Below are 16,548 nucleotides of genomic sequence, written 5' to 3'. Positions count from 1 at the left end.
GATGCAGGAAGGAGTCACACCTTGGCAGCATCAAACTGTCCTGCTGCACGAGGCGGTCGAGGGTTTGTGGGATCCGGCCGTCGGTCCGCACCCTCAGGGCGTCTACGTGGATGCCACCTTCGGGCGTGGCGGGCACTCGCGTCTGCTGTTGTCGAAGCTGGGGCCGCAGGCTCGCCTGATCGCGCTGGATCGCGATCCGGAGGCGATTGCCCACGCCACGCAAGGCCCCAACGCCATCAACGATCCGCGCTTTCAGATCGTGCACGCGCCGTTCTCGTCGTGGGCCGAGGTGGTGGCCGATCTGGGCTTGCCCGGCGTGCACGGGCTGCTGATGGACATTGGTGTGTCGTCGCCGCAGATCGACAACCCCGCGCGTGGCTTCAGCTTCCGCTTCGATGCGCCGCTGGACATGCGCATGGACACGACGCAAGGCGAAAGCGCAGCCGACTACCTGGCGCACGCCTCGGCGGACGAGATCGCGGAGGTCATCCGTGACTACGGCGAAGAACGGTTTGCTTGGCCCATTGCAAAGGCGCTTGTCGCTCGCCGCGATGAAGGTCACCCTGTGCGAACCACCGCCGAGCTGTCGGCGGTCGTGGCTCGTACGGTCAAAACCCGTGAAGCCGGGCAAGACCCCGCTACCCGAACCTTCCAGGCTCTTCGGATTCACGTCAACCGTGAGCTCGGTGAGCTGGAAGACGCGCTGGAGTCTGCCTTGACCACCTTGCTGCCCGGCGGACGCCTCTCGGTCATCAGCTTCCATTCGCTGGAAGACCGCATCGTCAAGACCTTCATCGCGAAGCACAGTCGCGAGGAAGTTGATCGCCGTGTGCCGTTCGCACAGCCCAAACCCTTGATGCTGGATGCCATCGCGCGCATCAAGCCGTCAGTCGGGGAGGTGTTGGGTAATCCTCGCTCGCGTTCGGCCGTGCTGCGTGTGGCCGAGCGCACCAATGTGCCCTGGTCCGAGGCGCCGGCTTCTGGCCCGGTCAAGGGTGGCAAGGCCAAGGGCTCGCGGTCGGGTGGTGGCAAGCCTGGCAGCAAGCCGGTTGCCAAAGCCGGCGGGAAGGGAGGTCGTCGATGATGGCGCGCCTCAACATCCTGCTGGCCGTCGTGTTGCTGCTGAGCTGCTTCTGGCTCGTCCGCACCAGCTATGAGTCGCGCCGTTTGTTTGTCGAGCTGGAGAAAGCGCAATCGCAATCGCACGAATTGCAGATTGATTTCGAGCGCCTGCAACTGGACAAGCGCGCGCAGGCCACGCCGCTGCGTGTTGAAAAGCTCGCGCGCGAAAAGCTGCGCATGTTCAACAACAGCCCGGCTGTGACGCACTATGTGAGCACGTCTGCATCCGGTGTGGCTGCGGCCAACCAGGGAGCTCAACCATGAGCCGCCTGGGCGATCTGTTTCGCAAGGTGCGCGGCCAGCCGCGTCGCCAGGGCGCAGGCGCCATGCCCACGGTGCGCTATGCCACCAGCCCGCTGCTGGCCTCGCGCACACCACCCTGGCGCGTCAAGCTCCTGATCGGCGGCATCGGCCTGGGTTTTGCCGTGTTGATTGGTCGTGCCGCCTGGATCCAGATCGTTCACAACGACTTCTACCTGCAGCAAGGCGCCAGCCGCTACGAGCGTCGCATCGAGTTGCAGGCCAGCCGTGGGCGTATCCTGGATCGCAATGGCGAGATGCTGGCGTCCAGCGTGCCGGTGCCGTCCCTGTGGGCCATCCCCAAAGACATGGACGCCTCGACCAATGAGTTGCGCGCCCTGGCCAAGTTGCTGGGCATGCCCTTGGTGGATCTGCAAAAACGTCTGGCTTCCAGCCCCAACTTCGTGTGGTTGCGTCGCAAGGTGGACGATGCGGTGGCCGAGAAAGTGGCGGCGCTCAAGATCAAGGGCATCTATGAGTTGCGCGAATCCAAGCGCCAGTACCCTGAAGGCGAAGCCGCTGCCCACATCGTGGGTTTCACCAACATCGAAGATGAGGGCCAGGAGGGCATCGAGCTGGCCTATCAGCAGCAACTGGCGGGGCGTGATGGTGCGCGCCATGTGATCAAGGATCGTCTGGGGCGCGTGGTCGAGTCTGTGGGGGATCTGGTGCCGGCGGAAGATGGTCAGGCCATCCGCCTGTCGATCGATGCCAAGGTGCAGTTCTATGCCTACCAGCGCATTCGTGATGCCGTGGCGCTGCACAAGGCCAAGGCGGGCAGCGTGGTGGTGCTGGATGCCGTGACGGGCGAGGTGCTGGCGCTGGCCAATGTGCCCAGCTACAAGCCGGATGATCGCCGTAACCTTACCGGGGCTCAGTTGCGCAATCGCGCGCTGACCGATACCTTCGAGCCCGGGTCGACCATGAAGCCCATCATCGCTTCGCTGGCGCTGGAGACGCGTCGCGTCAAGCCCGACACCATCATCTCTACGGCACCCGGCCGCCTCACCATTGATGGCTCGACCATTTCCGATGCCCATCCGCACGGTGACCTGACGGTTGAAGAGGTCATTCAGAAATCCAGCAACGTGGGCACGGCCAAGATGGCCTTGCAGATGCAGCCTCGCGAGATGTGGGAGATGTACACAGCCGTGGGCCTGGGCCAGAAGCCGCAGATTGGCTTTCCTGGCGTGGTGACCGGGCGGCTGCGGCCCTACAAGTCCTGGCGCCGTATCGAGCAAGTCACGATGAGTTATGGCTATGGCCTGTCGGCCAGCTTGTTCCAGTTGGCGCACGCTTATACGATCTTCGCCAGCGATGGCGAATTGATCCCGATTTCGCTGCTCAAGCGGGAGGCAGTCGGTGACGACCGGGAGCCTGGCCGCAGAGTGGCGAAAACCGATGCCGAACGGCCCGTGCTGGCCTTCAAGACCGCCTTGCGCCCGCAGGCGGTTTCGGCGTCTGTGGATGACACGGTGACGCACGGTGCCGATGATCTGCTGCCCTTGCGTGGTACGCGCGTGATCTCGCCGGAGACGGCTCGTGCAGTGCGCAAGATGCTGAGCCTGGCCACCGGCCCTGGCGGCACGGCCCCCAAGGCCCAGACCCAGGGCTACAGCGTGGGCGGCAAGACGGGCACGGCACACAAGCAAGAAGGCAAGGGCTATGCCGGCAACAAGTATCGCGCCTGGTTTGTGGGCATTGCGCCCATCAGCAGGCCGCGCATCGTGGTGGCCGTGATGGTCGATGAGCCAGGCAACGGTGTGTACTACGGTGGCGAAGTGGCGGCGCCGGTATTCAGTCAGGTTGTGCAGCAGACGCTGCATCGTCTGGGCGTGCTGCCTGACATGGAAGTCCAGCCGCAGATCATCGCGAGCGAGCCTGCAGAAGTGGAGAGCTTTTAAATGAGCCAGACCACTTTGCACCTGCGCAGTACAGACGAAGCCCTGAGCTGGCTGCGCCAGTGGGGCATCACCAGCCTGACGGTGGACAGCCGCCAGGTGAGGGCGCTGGCTGCCGAGGGTGTGTGCTTCATCGCCTGGCCCGGTGCGGCGCGTGATGGTCGCGCCTTTGTCGAGCAAGCCTTGAAAGACGGCGCACGCGCCTGCCTGGTCGAAGCCGATGGTGTGCAGGCCTTTGCCTTCGCCGATGCCCGTGTGGCCGCTTTGCCTGGCCTGAAAGCCCGCAGCGCCGAGATCGCGCACGGCTTCTATGCAGAGCCCAGCGCCGAACTGGATGTGGTGGCTGTGACAGGCACCAACGGCAAGACCTCCACATCGTGGTGGACGGCTCAGGCCCTGACGGCTTTGGGCCGCGGTTGCGGCGTCATCGGCACGCTGGGCGTTGGTCAGGTGGGCTCCGGCGAGTTCAAGCCCACAGGTCTGACCACGCCCGACCCGATCACCCTGCACGCCACCTTCCGCGACTTCGTGGATCAAGGCCTGAAAGCCGCCGCCATCGAGGCCTCGTCCATCGGCATCGAAGAATTGCGCCTGCATGCCACGCATGTGAAGGTGGCCCAGTTCACCAACTTCACGCAGGACCACCTCGACTATCACGGCAGCATGGAAGCTTACTGGCAGGCCAAGCGCCGTCTGTTCGACTGGCCAGGACTGCAAGCCGCCGTGCTGAATCTCGATGACCCCATGGGCCATGCGCTGCAGGATCACGCACGCGGTCGTCGTCTGGCTTGCTGGTCTTACGGCTTGCAGGATGTGGTCCGGCTGCAGGCCGCCCACATTCGCTATCAGCAGCAAGGCATCGTGTTTGACCTGATTGAACGCGATGAGGCCTTGTCGCACGAGATCGGCCGAGCCACCGTGCATGCGCCGGTCATCGGCACCTTCAACGTGTCCAACCTGCTGGCCGTCGTGGGTGCCTTGCGTGCGCTGGACGTGCCCCTGGTCGATGCGGCCCGCGTGTGCAGTGGCTTGCAGCCCGTGCCGGGTCGCATGCAGATCGTGGCCTCGCCCAACCCGCAGGTCGAGCTGCCCACGGTGGTAGTGGACTACGCCCACACGCCGGATGCCTTGCACAAGGCCCTGCAGGCACTGCGCCCTGTGGCTGAAGCGCGCGGCGGTCGCCTGTGGTGCGTGTTCGGATGCGGCGGTGACCGCGATCCGATCAAGCGCCCGCTGATGGGGGCCATGGCCGAACAGCATGCCGACCGCGTGGTGCTCACCAGCGACAACCCGCGCAGCGAGCCTCCCGCTTTCATCCTGTCTCAGATCCTGGCCGGCGTGGCCGGACGAGACACGGTCGATGTGATCGAAGACCGTCATGCCGCCATTGCGCACGTACTTGAACAGGCAGATGCCTGTGACGTGGTGCTGATCGCCGGCAAAGGCCATGAAGCCACGCAAGACGTGGCTGGCGTCAAGACACCTTTTTCAGATGTGGACGAGGCAGCAGCCGCGCTCAAGCGCCGCGCGCCCGCCGTCCCAAGCCAAGTTATTCCCATGATGATGACCCTGGGCCTGGCCCATGAGTTGCTGCCGGGTTCGGTGTTGTCGGGTGACCCGGCTACACCGATTGCCCGCGTGCACACCGATACCCGCACCGTGCAGCCTGGCGATCTGTTCGTCGCTTTGCGTGGCGAGCGTTTTGATGCGCATGATTTCCTGCCGCAGGCCAAGGCCGCCGGTGCCGTGGCCGTGCTGGCCCAGCACGGTGTGGACACCTGCGGTCTGCCTGGCCTGATCGTGCCCGACACGCGTGCCGCCCTGGGCTGGCTGGCGTCCGGCTGGCGTGCGCGTTTCGACATCCCGCTGATCGGCGTGACCGGCAGCAATGGCAAGACCACGGTCACGCAGATGATCGCGTCGATCTTGAAAGCCTGGGTGGTGTCGCAGGGCGCACCAGAGGCCTCGCTGGCCACACAGGGCAATTTCAACAACGAGATCGGTGTGCCCCTGACCTTGTTGCGCTTGCGCGAAGGCCAGCATCGTTGCGCCGTGGTCGAGCTGGGCATGAACCACCCTGGCGAGATCGCTCAGCTGGCCGCGATTGCCGCGCCCACTGTGGGCCTGGTCAACAATGCCCAGCGCGAGCACCAGGAGTTCATGCACACGGTCGAGGCCGTGGCCCGCGAAAACGGCAGCGTGCTGCAAGCCCTGTCGCGCAGCGGTGTGGCCGTGTTCCCGGCCGATGATGAGTTCGCCGCCATCTGGCGCGAGCAGGCCAACGGTTATCCCAAGTTCGATTTCGCCACGCAGGGTGCGGCTGCCGTCACAGGTCGTGCCACCTGGATGGCCGAGCCCACGCCTCATTGGGTGATCGAGATCAGCACGGCACAAGGCGCAGCCCTCGTGAACCTGAAGATGGCTGGTGCGCACAACGTGCGCAACGCCCTGGCCTCCACTGCTGCTGCATTGGGTGCCGGGGTGCCCTTGCCCATGATCGCGCAAGGCCTGGAAGCCTTCGAGCCCGTCAAGGGGCGTTCTCAACTGCGCTGCGTCAGCATCGAAGGCCGCCCGGTCACGCTGGTGGACGACAGCTACAACGCGAACCCCGATTCCGTGCGTGCCGCCATCGACATGCTGGCCGGCCTGCCTGCGCCGCGCTGGCTGGTGCTGGGCGACATGGGTGAGGTCGGGACACAAGGCCCGGCCTTCCACGCGGAAGTCGGTGCCTATGCCCGCGAACGCGGCATCGAACATGTCTGGACGGCCGGTGAGTTGTGCGCGCATGCAGCGCAGGCTTACGGCGGGCATCAAGGGCAGACGGCCCGTCATTTCAGCAGTGCGGCCGACATCGTCGCTGCGCTGCCTACCTTGAATCAGGCCCCGGCTGCGGCCTCGGTGCTGGTCAAGGGTTCACGCTTCATGAAGATGGAACAAGTTGTCGCTGTCCTGAGTGCTCAGGTGGGAGGTGCCCATGCTGCTTAGTTTTGCGCTGTGGCTTCAAGGGCTGCACCCCGAGTGGGGTTTCTTGCGTGTCTTCCAGTACTTGACCTTCCGCTCGGTCATGGCGGCCATGACGGCTTTGCTGATCGGGCTGTTTCTGGGCCCCTATGTGATCCGCAAGCTCACCGAGCTCAAGATTGGCCAGCCCATCCGCGAGTACGGCATGGAGACCCACCTGACCAAGCGTGGTACGCCCACCATGGGTGGCGTGCTGATCTTGCTGGCCATTGGCTTGTCCACCTTGTTGTGGTTCGACTGGGCCAACCGCTTCGTGTGGATCGTGATGATCGTGACCACGGGCTTTGGCGCCATTGGCTGGGTCGATGACTGGCGCAAGGTGGTACTCAAGGACCCCGAGGGCATGCCTTCGCGAGAGAAGTATTTCTGGCAATCCATCGTCGGTCTGATTGCGGCCATCTACCTGGCCTTCAGCGTGTCGGAGACCAACAACCTGCGCGTGATCGAGCTGTTCTTCCGCTGGATCCAGTCGGGCTTCTCCAACGATCTGCCACCCAAGGCCGACCTGATCGTGCCCTTCTTCAAGACCATGAGCTACCCGCTGGGTGTGTGGGGCTTCATGGTGCTGACCTACATCGTGATCGTGGGCACCAGCAATGCCGTGAACCTCACCGATGGCCTTGATGGCCTGGCCATCATGCCGGTGGTGATGGTGTCGGCCTCGCTGGGCATCTTCTGTTATGTCACGGGCAACGCCGTGTTCGCCAAGTACCTGCTGCTGCCGCACATTCCGGGCGCAGGGGAGCTGCTGGTGTTCTGCGCGGCCCTTGCCGGAGCGGGGCTTGCCTTCCTCTGGTTCAACGCTTACCCCGCCCAGGTCTTCATGGGCGACGTGGGGGCCCTCGCACTTGGCGGTGCGCTGGGAACCATCGCGGTCATCGTGCGGCAAGAGATCGTGCTGGCCTTGATGGGCGGGGTCTTTGTTCTGGAAGCCTTGTCAGTGATGGTGCAGGTGAGCTACTTCAAATATACGAAGAAGAAATACGGCGAAGGTCGTCGTATTTTGCTGATGGCTCCTCTGCATCACCACTTCGAAAAATCCGGCTGGAAAGAGACGCAGGTCGTGGTCCGCTTCTGGATCATCACCATGCTGCTGTGCCTGCTGGGCCTGTCCACCCTCAAGCTGCGTTGATCGCGATATCGAATCCTAGCCAACCATGCATTACTTACGTGATCTCACCGTGCTGATCCTGGGTCTGGGTGACTCGGGCCTGGCCATGGCGCGCTGGTGCGCCCGGTGCGGTGCGACGGTGCGTGTGGCCGATACGCGCGCCAACCCGCCACAGGCTGCGACGCTGCGCAACGATGTGCCAGCCGCCACGCTGCATCACGGGCTGGATGTGGCCTTGCTGGATGGCGTCAACCTGGTGCTCAAGAGCCCCGGCCTGATGCCCAATGCCCCCGATGTGTCGGCCTTGATGGCCAGGGCGGATGAACTGGGCATTCCGGTGCGCGGGGAGCTGTCGCTGTTCGCCACGGCGCTGGCCGATCTCAAGACCGACATGGGTTATGCGCCCAAGGTGGTGGCCATCACCGGCACCAACGGCAAGACCACCACCACCTCGCTCACGGCCAAGCTGATCGAACGCGCCGGCTTGCGTGTGGGGCTGGCTGGCAACATCGGCCCGACCTTGCTCGACACCTTGCGCATCGCGCTGGAGCAGGAGCCACAGCCTTTGCTTGAAGAGGCTGATGGTGATGACGTTGCTGTGTTGGCGGTCGAGCCGGAGCCGGTTTCGCAACCCGCTGATGCCGTGCTGGACACACCGGTTGAAGTGGACTCACACGTCGATGCCATCGACGAGGCGCAGCCCGAGGCAGAACCAACAGACGTCGACCAACCCGAGGATGCCGAGCCGCCCGTCACGCCACTATCAGACGATGCGGATGCACCCCTGATCGAATTGGCACCGCCGCCGCCGGCAGCGCCCACCTTTGAAGTTTTGCCCGAGGCCTGGGTGCTGGAGTTGTCGAGCTTCCAGCTTGATGGCGTGAGCAACTTTGCGCCGGATGCGGCCGTGGTGCTCAACATCACGCAAGATCACCTGGACTGGCACGGCAGCATGGCGGCGTATGCGGCAGCCAAGGCCCGCATCTTCGGCAAGAACGGCATCATGGTGATCAACCGCGATGACCCCGTCGTGGTGGACATGGTGCCACCACCCGAGGTCATCAAGTCCGGTGTGCGTGGGCGCCCAGCGAAGACCGTGTACCGCGATGTCGTGTACTTTGGCCTGGACGCACCACGTCGCCCTGGCGACTTCGGCCTGGTGACCGAAGCCGGCATGGCCTGGCTGATGCGTGCCCGTGAAGTCGACCCGACGATCAAACTCAAGAAGGGCGAAGAAGTCGAGATCGTGCTGCAACGCCTGATGCCTGCTGACGCACTGCGTATTCGCGGCCGCCACAACGCGTCGAATGCCCTGGCCGCTTTGGCGCTGGCCACGGCGATTGGTTGCCCCCTGGCGCCAATGCTGCATGGTCTGCGCGAATACCGCGGTGAGCCGCATCGTGTCGAGCATGTCGCCACCGTGGGTGGCATTGACGCGATCGACGACAGCAAGGGCACCAATGTGGGGGCCACTGTGGCAGCCCTGCAAGGTCTGGGCTCCGATCTGTCGGGTGGCAAGCTGGTGGTGATCCTGGGCGGTGATGGCAAGGGCCAGGACTTCGCGCCCCTGGCCGACCCGGTCGGCCGCTATGCCCGCGCCGTGGCCTTGATCGGTCGTGACGCGCAGGCCATTGAAGCATCACTGGCCGATGTGCTGACACCCGGCGGCGACAAGCTGCCCATGCAGCGCCATGACAGCCTGGAAGCTGCGACCCGCTGGTGCTTCGAGCAGGCGCAGCAAGGTGATGCCGTGTTGTTGAGCCCGGCGTGCGCCAGCCTGGACATGTTCCGCAACTACGGCCACCGCGCCGAGGTGTTCGTCAACACCGTGCAGGAGTTGATCCATGAACGAGGAGACATCGCATGAGCGACGCTACCGTTCAAGCAAAAGTTTCAGCTACAGGCTTGAGCCTGATCGGCAAGCTGCGTGGTCTGTTGGGCCAGCGCGGCGATGGCGATGCCAACGGCCCGCTGCCTGTGCGCGACTTCGTCAACGTCACATCCTCGCAGCCCTCCAGGGTCATGGGGTTTGACCAGCCTCTGGTGTGGTTGACGGTTGCCTTGCTGTGCATGGGGCTGGTGATGGTCTACTCGGCCACCATCGCCTTGCCGGACAGCCCACGCTTTGCCAATTACACGCCGACCTACTTTTTCACCCGCCACCTGGTGTCCATCATCATCGCGGTCTGTGTCGCGGCCGTGGTCACACAGATTCCGATGGCCACCTGGGAAAAGATGGCGCCCTGGCTGTTTGTGGTCTCACTGATCCTGCTGATCCTGGTGCTGATCCCGCACGTGGGCAAGGTGGTGTACGGCGCGCGGCGCTGGTTGCCGCTGGGCATCATGAACTTCCAGCCGTCCGAGTTGGCCAAGCTGGCCATCACGCTGTACGCGGCCGACTACATGGTCCGCAAGATGGACGTGAAGGAGCACTTCTTCCGCGCCGTGGCGCCGATGGCCGTGGCGGTGGGTGTGGTGGGCCTGTTGCTGCTGGCCGAGCCCGACATGGGCGCCTTCATGGTGATCGCGACCATCGCCATGGCCATCCTTTTCCTGGGTGGCGTGAACGGCCGCATGTTCTTCCTGATCACGGCCGTGCTGCTGGGCGCCTTCACCTTGATGGTGTCGCTCAGCCCATGGCGCCGTGAACGAATCTTCGCGTACCTCGATCCCTGGTCGGAAAAGAACGCCCTGGGCAAGGCCTACCAGCTGACGCACTCGCTGATCGCCTTTGGCCGTGGCGAAATCTTTGGCGAAGGCCTGGGCTCCAGCCTGGAAAAGCTGCACTACCTGCCCGAAGCCCACACCGACTTCCTGCTGGCCGTGATCGGCGAAGAACTGGGCTTCATCGGTGTGGCCATCGTGATCATGGCCTTCTTCTGGCTGGTGGTGCGCCTGTTCAACATCGGCCGCCAGGCCATCGCGCTGGACCGTGTGTTTGCCGGTCTGGTCGCGCAAGGCGTGGCGGTGTGGATGGGTGGTCAGGCCTTCATCAACATGGGCGTGAATCTGGGCGTGCTGCCCACCAAGGGGCTGACCTTGCCTTTGATGAGTTTCGGCGGTTCGGGCGTGATGCTCAACTGCATTGCGCTGGCCATCTGCCTGCGTGTGGACATTGAGAATCGCCAACTCATGCGCGGAGGCCGCGCATGATGGCGGTGACGACGTTCCACGGCGGCATCGCCACATTGCGCGTTGAGCGCAATGGTGGGCGATTCCGGTGCAGGCTCACATCGCCCTGCGATGTGAAGTGCGCGGCGCGCACGTGCCGGAGCCAAAACCGCCAACTCATGAGAGGAGGTCGAGCATGATCGCGCAGCAAGCCCGAGCGCCGGGCCGCCCCAAGCCGGGCTTGATCCCCTCGGGGGATCGGGTGCGGTACGCCGCGCACGAGGGGCAGTCATGACGCGTCACCTCGTCATCATGGCTGCCGGTACCGGCGGTCACATCATGCCCGGCCTGGCCGTGGCCGATGAAATGAAGCGCCGCGGCTGGACCGTGAGCTGGCTGGGCACAACCGGTGGCATGGAAAACCGCCTGGTGCCGCCCACCGGCATCCCCATGGATGCGATCGCCTTCAACGGCCTGCGCGGCAAGAACATGAAGGACACGCTGTTTGGTGGCGTGCGCCTGCTCAAAGCCTTTGCCGACTGCTTCAAGATCCTGAAGACCCGCCAGGCCGATGCCGTGCTGGGCATGGGCGGTTATGTGTGCTTCCCTGGTGGCCTGATGGGCGTGGCACGTGGCCTGCCCCTGGTGCTGGTCAATGCCGACGCGGCCATGTTGCTCAGCAACCGCGCCTTGTTGCCCATCGCTGATGTGCTGGCCTGTGGCTTTGACGGCCCCGCTGCGCAACACAAGGTGGCCCGTGTGACCGGCAACCCCGTGCGAGCCGACATCGAAGCCATCGCCCACCCGAGCGAGCGCTTTGCCAACCGCAGTGGCCCGCTGCGCGTGTTGATCGTGGGTGGCAGCCTGGGCGCCAAGTCCCTCAATGATGCCGTGCCTGCCGCGCTGGCCATGCTCCCACCCGAGCAGCGCCCGCTGATCACGCACCAGACCGGCATGGCCAACTTCGAAACCGTCAAGGCCGACTACGCCAAGGCTGGTCTGACACCCGGCAAGGACGCCGAAGTCCTGCCCTTCATCAACAACATGCCGCAGCGCCTGGCCGAGTGCGACGTGATCATCGGTCGCGCAGGTGCCATCACCGTGAGCGAGTTGTGCGCTGCTGGCGTGCCCAGCATCCTGGTGCCGCTGGTGGTGTCGACCACGGCCCACCAGCGTGACAACGCCCAGTACATGGCCGACAACGGCGCGGCCATTCACCTGCCGCAAGCTGAACTCAATCCCGCCAAGCTGGCCGAGCTGATCCAGTCGCTCAACCGCACCGGCCTGGCTGCGATGGCCATCAAGGCCCGCGGTCTGGCCCGTCTGCAATCGGCTGCCGCTGTGGCCGACGCCATCGAGCAAAACGTGAAACCTCAAACCAAAGCAAAGGCGTCCCCATGAAGCACGCCGTCAAACACATCCACTTCGTCGGCATCGGTGGTGCAGGCATGAGCGGGATCGCCGAGATCCTCCACAACCTGGGCTACACCGTCTCCGGCTCAGACCAGTCTGACAGCGCCACCTCGCGTCGCCTGGCGTCGCTGGGCATCCATGTCCATGTTGGGCATGACGCCGCGCACATCGAGGGAGCCGAAGCGGTGGTCACCTCTACGGCCGTGAAGGGCGACAACCCCGAGGTCATCGCGGCGCGTGCCAAACGCATCCCGGTGGTGCCTCGTGCGGTCATGCTGGCCGAGCTGATGCGCCTGCGCAAGGGCATCGCCATTGCCGGCACGCACGGCAAGACCACGACCACGTCGCTGGTGACCTCCATCCTGGCAGAAGCCGGCGTGGACCCGACCTTCGTGATCGGCGGCAAGCTCAACAGCGCGGGCGCCAACTCGGCACTGGGCAAGGGCGAGTACATCGTGGTTGAGGCCGACGAGTCGGACGCGTCCTTCCTGAACCTGCTGCCTGTGTTGTCGGTTGTCACGAACATCGACGCCGACCACATGGACACCTACGGCCACGACTTCGCCAAGCTCAAGCAGGCCTTCGTGGATTTCCTGCACCGCATGCCTTTCTACGGCTCGGCCATCCTGTGCGCCGATGACCCGGGCGTGCGCTCCATCATCCCGTTCATCTCGCGCCCCGTCATCAGCTACGGCTTTGGCGAGGATGCGCAGGTGCGCGCGGTGAACGTGGAAGCCCTGGCGGGCGGCCAGATGCGCTTTGTGGTGCAGCGCCGCAATGGTGTGGTCATGCCTGACATCACCGTCACCCTGAACCTGCCTGGCGTGCACAACGTGCTCAACGCCCTGGCGGCGATCGCCGTGGCCACCGAAATCGAGTTGCCTGACGAGCCCATCATCAAGGCGCTGGGCGAGTTCACGGGTGTGGGCCGCCGCTTCCAGCGCCATGGCGAATTCAAGACCGCAGACGGCGGTCAGGCCACGCTGATCGACGACTACGGTCATCACCCTGTCGAGATGGCCGCCGTCATCAGCGCCGCGCGTGGTGCCTTCCCTGGCCAACGTCTGGTACTGGCTTTCCAGCCGCACCGCTACACCCGCACCCGCGATTGCTTTGAAGACTTCGTCAAGGTGCTGGGTACGGCCGATGCCGTGTTGCTGACCGAGGTGTATGCCGCAGGCGAAGCCCCCATCGTGGCGGCCGACGGCCGCGCCCTGACCCGTGCCGTGCGTGTGGCCGGCAAGGTGGAACCGATTTTCGTGGACGAGGTGGCCGAGTTGCCGCAAGCGATTGCCAGCAACGCCCGTGGTGGCGACGTGGTGATCTGCATGGGCGCCGGTTCAATCGGCACCGTGGCCGGCAAGACGGCAGAAATTTTGAACCACCCCCGAAGCGCCTTCGGCGCTCCCCCTCAAGGGGGCGCCGCCAGCAGCCCGGCAAAGCCGGATCTGCGGCGTCCGCTTGGTGATACCGATGTGCGCGGCGGAGGGAGCAATTGATATGAACATGATGTCCCTTCAACCTCCCGGTATCGATCCGGCCAGCCTGGGCAAGGTGGCCGTGCTGTTCGGTGGCACCTCGGCCGAGCGTGATGTGTCCATCATGTCGGGCTCGGGCGTGCTCCAGGCCTTGCAATCTCAAGGCGTGAATGCCTTTGCCTTTGACCCTGCCGAGCGTAACTTGCAGGAGCTCAAGGCCGAAGGGGTGGACCGCTGCTTCATCGCTCTGCATGGCCGTGGTGGTGAAGATGGCACCGTGCAAGGTGCGCTGGAGCTGCTCAAGATTCCCTACACCGGCTCCGGCGTGATGGCATCCAGCATCGCCATGGACAAGATCATGACCAAGCGCATCTGGCGTTTCGAAGGCTTGCCCACACCCGAGTGGCGCATGGTGTCGAGCGTCGAAGAGTGTGTACATGCCTTGACCGCCTTGGGTGCTCCGATGATCGTCAAGCCTGCGCGCGAAGGATCTTCGATTGGGCTGACCAAGGTGACGGACGCCAGCCAGTGCGCAGCGGCTTATGCCGCTGCCGCCCAGCACGATCCTGAAGTGCTGTGCGAGCAGTTCATCGATGGTGACGAAAGCACCTGCCCGGTCCTGATCGTGGACGGCGAAGCCAAGGCCTTGCCCATCATCCGCATACAGGCGCCGGACGGCAACTACGACTACCAGAACAAGTACTTCACCGACACGGTGCGCTACCTGTGCCCGAGTGGTCTGGATGCCGACGAGGAAGCCGAGATCCAGCGCGAAGTCGTCCGCGCCTTCAAGACCCTGGGGTGCCGGGGCTGGGCCCGTGCAGACGTGATGATCCGCAAGTCAGACCGCCAGCCTTTCCTGCTGGAGATCAACACCTCGCCGGGCATGACCGGCCACTCGCTCGTGCCCATGTCCGCCAAGGTGGCGGGTTTGAGCTATGAACAACTCTGCGTCCACCTCCTGGCTTCGGCCAGCCTGGACAGCGTCCGCTAATCGATCACAACAGACAGAAAGCCGCCCACATCGCCATGCAGGCCGCCGCCGCCCTCAACAGCTACAGCGCACCGCAAGAGACGCCGCAAGACGTCCTCTGGATGAACGCTGCCGCCTCCGCCTTGCTGGTGGTGGCGATCGGGCTGTTGCTGGCTGCCGGCATCACCAAGCTGACGCGCCTGCCTTACTTCAATCTGCAGAAGGTGCAGTTGGAGGGCGACCTGCAGCGCAACAACGTGGCCACCGTGCGCGCCAACATCGTGCCGCGCATGCATGGCGGCTTTTTCAACGCCAACCTCAACCGCAGCCGCGAGATCTTCGAGTCCGTGCCCTGGGTGCGCAAAGCTGTTGTGCGCCGCGTGTGGCCCAACGAGTTGCGTGTGGTGTTGGAAGAGCATCGCCCTGCCGCTTACTGGCATCACGAAGACCGTGAAGACCAGTTGGTCAACAGCTACGGCGAAGTGTTCGATGCCAACCTGGGCGATGTGGAAGACGAGCACCTGCCCACGCTGGAAGCCCCGCCTAACCCAACCGCTGGTGAGGCCAAGGCCATGCTCGACATGCTGCACCGCCTGCAACCCGTGATGAGCTCGCTGGGTGAGATCGACACGCTCAAGCTCACCGAGCGCGGCTCCTGGAGCGTCGAGATGGACAACGACGCCACGATCGAACTCGGGCGTGGCAGCCTGGAAGAAGTCGTGGCGCGCACCGAACGCTTCGTGCGCACGCTGCCTGAACTCAAGCACCAATACCCGGCACCGCTGGCTCATGCCGACTTGCGTTATCCGGAAGGCTACGCGGTCAAGCTGCGCGGCCTGACCACCTTGCAGGAAGGCCAGAAGCCCCCTGTGATCAAGAAACCCGCCGTTGCGAAACCGGTGCCTGCCCATGGCTCGCCGGCCAGCAACAAACCTTCGTCTTCAACCAGATAAATCCACACACACCATGGCCAAGGAATACAAGGATCTGGTCGTCGGGCTGGACATCGGCACCGCCAAAGTGATGGCGGTCGTGGCCGAAGTCATGCCCGGTGGAGACCTGCGGCTGGCAGGTCTGGGCGTGGCGCCAAGCCACGGCCTCAAGCGTGGCGTGGTCGTCAACATCGACGCCACCGTGCAGTCCATTCAACAAGCCTTGAAAGAGGCCGAGCTGATGGCCGATTGCAAGATCAGTCGTGTGTGGACGGGCATCACCGGTAGCCACATCCGAGGGCAGAACAGCACGGGCATGGTCATCGTGCGAGACAAGGAAGTGGCCCCCATCGACGTGCAACGTGTGGTGGAAACAGCGAAGGCGATCAACATCCCTAATGATCAACGCCTATTGCTTGTTGAGCCCCAAGAGTTCATCATTGACGGCCATGAGGTCAAAGAGCCAATCGGCATGTCTGGCGGTCGCCTCGAGGTCAAGGTGCACATCGTGACCGGGGCCCAGAGCGCTGCTGAAAACATCGTCAAGTGTGTTCGTCGCTGCGGCTTGGAGGCCGAACAGCTGGTCCTCAATCCCTCTGCTTCTTCTGCAGCCGTGCTCACCGAAGACGAGAAGTCGCTCGGTGTGGCCATGGTCGATATCGGCGCTGGCACGACAGACGTCTCCATCTTCACCGATGGCGCTGTGCGCCACACCGCCGTGATCCCGATTGCCGGTGACCTCATCACCAGCGACATCGCGATGGCCTTGCGCACCCCCACGAAGGACGCCGAAGACATCAAGGTGGACTTCGGTGTGGCCAAGCAACTGCTGGCTGATCCCAATGAACAAGTGGAAGTGCCCGGCCTGGGTGATCGCGCACCACGCATGCTCTCGCGTCAGGCTCTGGCCGGCGTGATCGAGCCTCGCGTTGAAGAAATTTTCTCGCTGGTCCATCAGGTGATCCGCGAGTCTGGATATGAAGAGTTGCTGTCTTCCGGCATCGTGCTGACAGGCGGTTCGGCCGTCATGCCTGGCATGGTCGAACTGGCCGAAGACATCTTCTTGAAGCCTGTGCGCAAGGGCACGCCCTTGTACTCAGGCGCACTGCACGACATGGTGGCCAGCCCTCGCTCGGCCACCGTCATGGGCTTGCTCGAAGAGGCAAGACTCGCGCGCATGCGCGGG

At 64.0% G+C, this 16,548-nt stretch carries 12 protein-coding genes; all 12 read left to right on the top strand.

The genetic code is table 11. The features are described from left to right. The first annotated feature begins 1 nt into the window (after nucleotide 1). Entirely contained in the window at nucleotides 2-1,084 is a 1,083-nt protein-coding gene (rsmH, locus tag HY836_RS01585) for a 16S rRNA (cytosine(1402)-N(4))-methyltransferase RsmH (RefSeq protein ID WP_290672908.1), read from the top strand. Next, the gene (ftsL, locus tag HY836_RS01580) at nucleotides 1,081-1,386 is read left to right on the top strand and encodes a cell division protein FtsL (RefSeq protein ID WP_367114599.1); all 306 of its coding nucleotides are present in this window, start codon (nucleotides 1,081-1,083) and stop codon (nucleotides 1,384-1,386) included. The genes rsmH and ftsL overlap by 4 nt, the downstream gene beginning before the upstream one ends. Then, complete coding sequence (locus HY836_RS01575; RefSeq protein ID WP_290672906.1) at nucleotides 1,383-3,326, top strand: penicillin-binding protein 2; 1,944 nt, start codon at nucleotides 1,383-1,385, stop codon at nucleotides 3,324-3,326. Before ftsL ends, HY836_RS01575 begins: the two co-directional genes overlap by 4 nt. Beyond that, the gene (gene murF / locus HY836_RS01570) at nucleotides 3,327-6,308 is read left to right on the top strand and encodes a bifunctional UDP-N-acetylmuramoyl-L-alanyl-D-glutamate--2,6-diaminopimelate ligase MurE/UDP-N-acetylmuramoyl-tripeptide--D-alanyl-D-alanine ligase MurF (RefSeq protein ID WP_290672904.1); all 2,982 of its coding nucleotides are present in this window, start codon (nucleotides 3,327-3,329) and stop codon (nucleotides 6,306-6,308) included. Then, on the top strand, nucleotides 6,298-7,476 hold the full coding sequence (gene mraY, locus HY836_RS01565) for a phospho-N-acetylmuramoyl-pentapeptide-transferase (protein WP_290672903.1): 1,179 nt from the start codon (nucleotides 6,298-6,300) through the stop codon (nucleotides 7,474-7,476). Before murF ends, mraY begins: the two co-directional genes overlap by 11 nt. Nucleotides 7,477-7,501: 25 nt before the next feature. After that, the gene (gene murD, locus HY836_RS01560; RefSeq protein ID WP_290672901.1) at nucleotides 7,502-9,322 is read left to right on the top strand and encodes a UDP-N-acetylmuramoyl-L-alanine--D-glutamate ligase; all 1,821 of its coding nucleotides are present in this window, start codon (nucleotides 7,502-7,504) and stop codon (nucleotides 9,320-9,322) included. Continuing rightward, on the top strand, nucleotides 9,319-10,608 hold the full coding sequence (gene ftsW, locus HY836_RS01555; RefSeq protein WP_290672899.1) for a putative lipid II flippase FtsW: 1,290 nt from the start codon (nucleotides 9,319-9,321) through the stop codon (nucleotides 10,606-10,608). Before murD ends, ftsW begins: the two co-directional genes overlap by 4 nt. 249 nt (nucleotides 10,609-10,857) lie before the next feature. Next, nucleotides 10,858-11,967, top strand: a complete 1,110-nt coding sequence (murG, locus tag HY836_RS01550; protein ID WP_290672897.1) for an undecaprenyldiphospho-muramoylpentapeptide beta-N-acetylglucosaminyltransferase — start codon at nucleotides 10,858-10,860, stop codon at nucleotides 11,965-11,967. Further along, nucleotides 11,964-13,478 (top strand): UDP-N-acetylmuramate--L-alanine ligase, encoded by a 1,515-nt coding sequence (gene murC, locus HY836_RS01545; RefSeq protein ID WP_290672894.1) that lies wholly within the window; start codon nucleotides 11,964-11,966, stop codon nucleotides 13,476-13,478. Before murG ends, murC begins: the two co-directional genes overlap by 4 nt. A gap of 10 nt (nucleotides 13,479-13,488) precedes the next feature. Then, the gene (locus HY836_RS01540) at nucleotides 13,489-14,451 is read left to right on the top strand and encodes a D-alanine--D-alanine ligase (protein ID WP_290673133.1); all 963 of its coding nucleotides are present in this window, start codon (nucleotides 13,489-13,491) and stop codon (nucleotides 14,449-14,451) included. A gap of 35 nt (nucleotides 14,452-14,486) precedes the next feature. Further along, a complete protein-coding gene (locus HY836_RS01535; RefSeq protein WP_290672891.1) occupies nucleotides 14,487-15,383 on the top strand; it encodes a cell division protein FtsQ/DivIB in 897 nt (298 codons plus the stop codon). Nucleotides 15,384-15,396: 13 nt separating this feature from the next. Next, nucleotides 15,397-16,548 (top strand): cell division protein FtsA (gene ftsA / locus HY836_RS01530; protein WP_290672888.1); only part of this gene is annotated, 1,152 nt, incomplete at its 3' end.

The sequence above is a fragment of the Aquabacterium sp. genome (genome assembly GCF_016234775.1).
In the GTDB taxonomy this organism is placed as follows: Bacteria; Pseudomonadota; Gammaproteobacteria; order Burkholderiales; family Burkholderiaceae_C; genus Aquabacterium.
This window is presented reverse-complemented; position numbering and strand designations above follow the sequence as displayed.

Bases quoted from the DNA above. Each gene is read 5' to 3' on its own strand.
- mraY (WP_290672903.1), top strand. From the start codon at position 6,298: ATGCTGCTTAGTTTTGCGCTGTGGCTTCAAGGGCTGCACCCCGAGTGG.
- murD (WP_290672901.1), top strand. From the start codon at position 7,502: ATGCATTACTTACGTGATCTCACCGTGCTGATCCTGGGTCTGGGTGAC.
- murC (WP_290672894.1), top strand. From the start codon at position 11,964: ATGAAGCACGCCGTCAAACACATCCACTTCGTCGGCATCGGTGGTGCA.
- HY836_RS01575 (WP_290672906.1), top strand. From the start codon at position 1,383: ATGAGCCGCCTGGGCGATCTGTTTCGCAAGGTGCGCGGCCAGCCGCGT.
- ftsL (WP_367114599.1), top strand. From the start codon at position 1,081: ATGATGGCGCGCCTCAACATCCTGCTGGCCGTCGTGTTGCTGCTGAGC.
- HY836_RS01535 (WP_290672891.1), top strand. From the start codon at position 14,487: ATGCAGGCCGCCGCCGCCCTCAACAGCTACAGCGCACCGCAAGAGACG.
- murG (WP_290672897.1), top strand. From the start codon at position 10,858: ATGACGCGTCACCTCGTCATCATGGCTGCCGGTACCGGCGGTCACATC.
- ftsW (WP_290672899.1), top strand. From the start codon at position 9,319: ATGAGCGACGCTACCGTTCAAGCAAAAGTTTCAGCTACAGGCTTGAGC.
- HY836_RS01540 (WP_290673133.1), top strand. From the start codon at position 13,489: ATGTCCCTTCAACCTCCCGGTATCGATCCGGCCAGCCTGGGCAAGGTG.
- murF (WP_290672904.1), top strand. From the start codon at position 3,327: ATGAGCCAGACCACTTTGCACCTGCGCAGTACAGACGAAGCCCTGAGC.
- rsmH (WP_290672908.1), top strand. From the start codon at position 2: ATGCAGGAAGGAGTCACACCTTGGCAGCATCAAACTGTCCTGCTGCAC.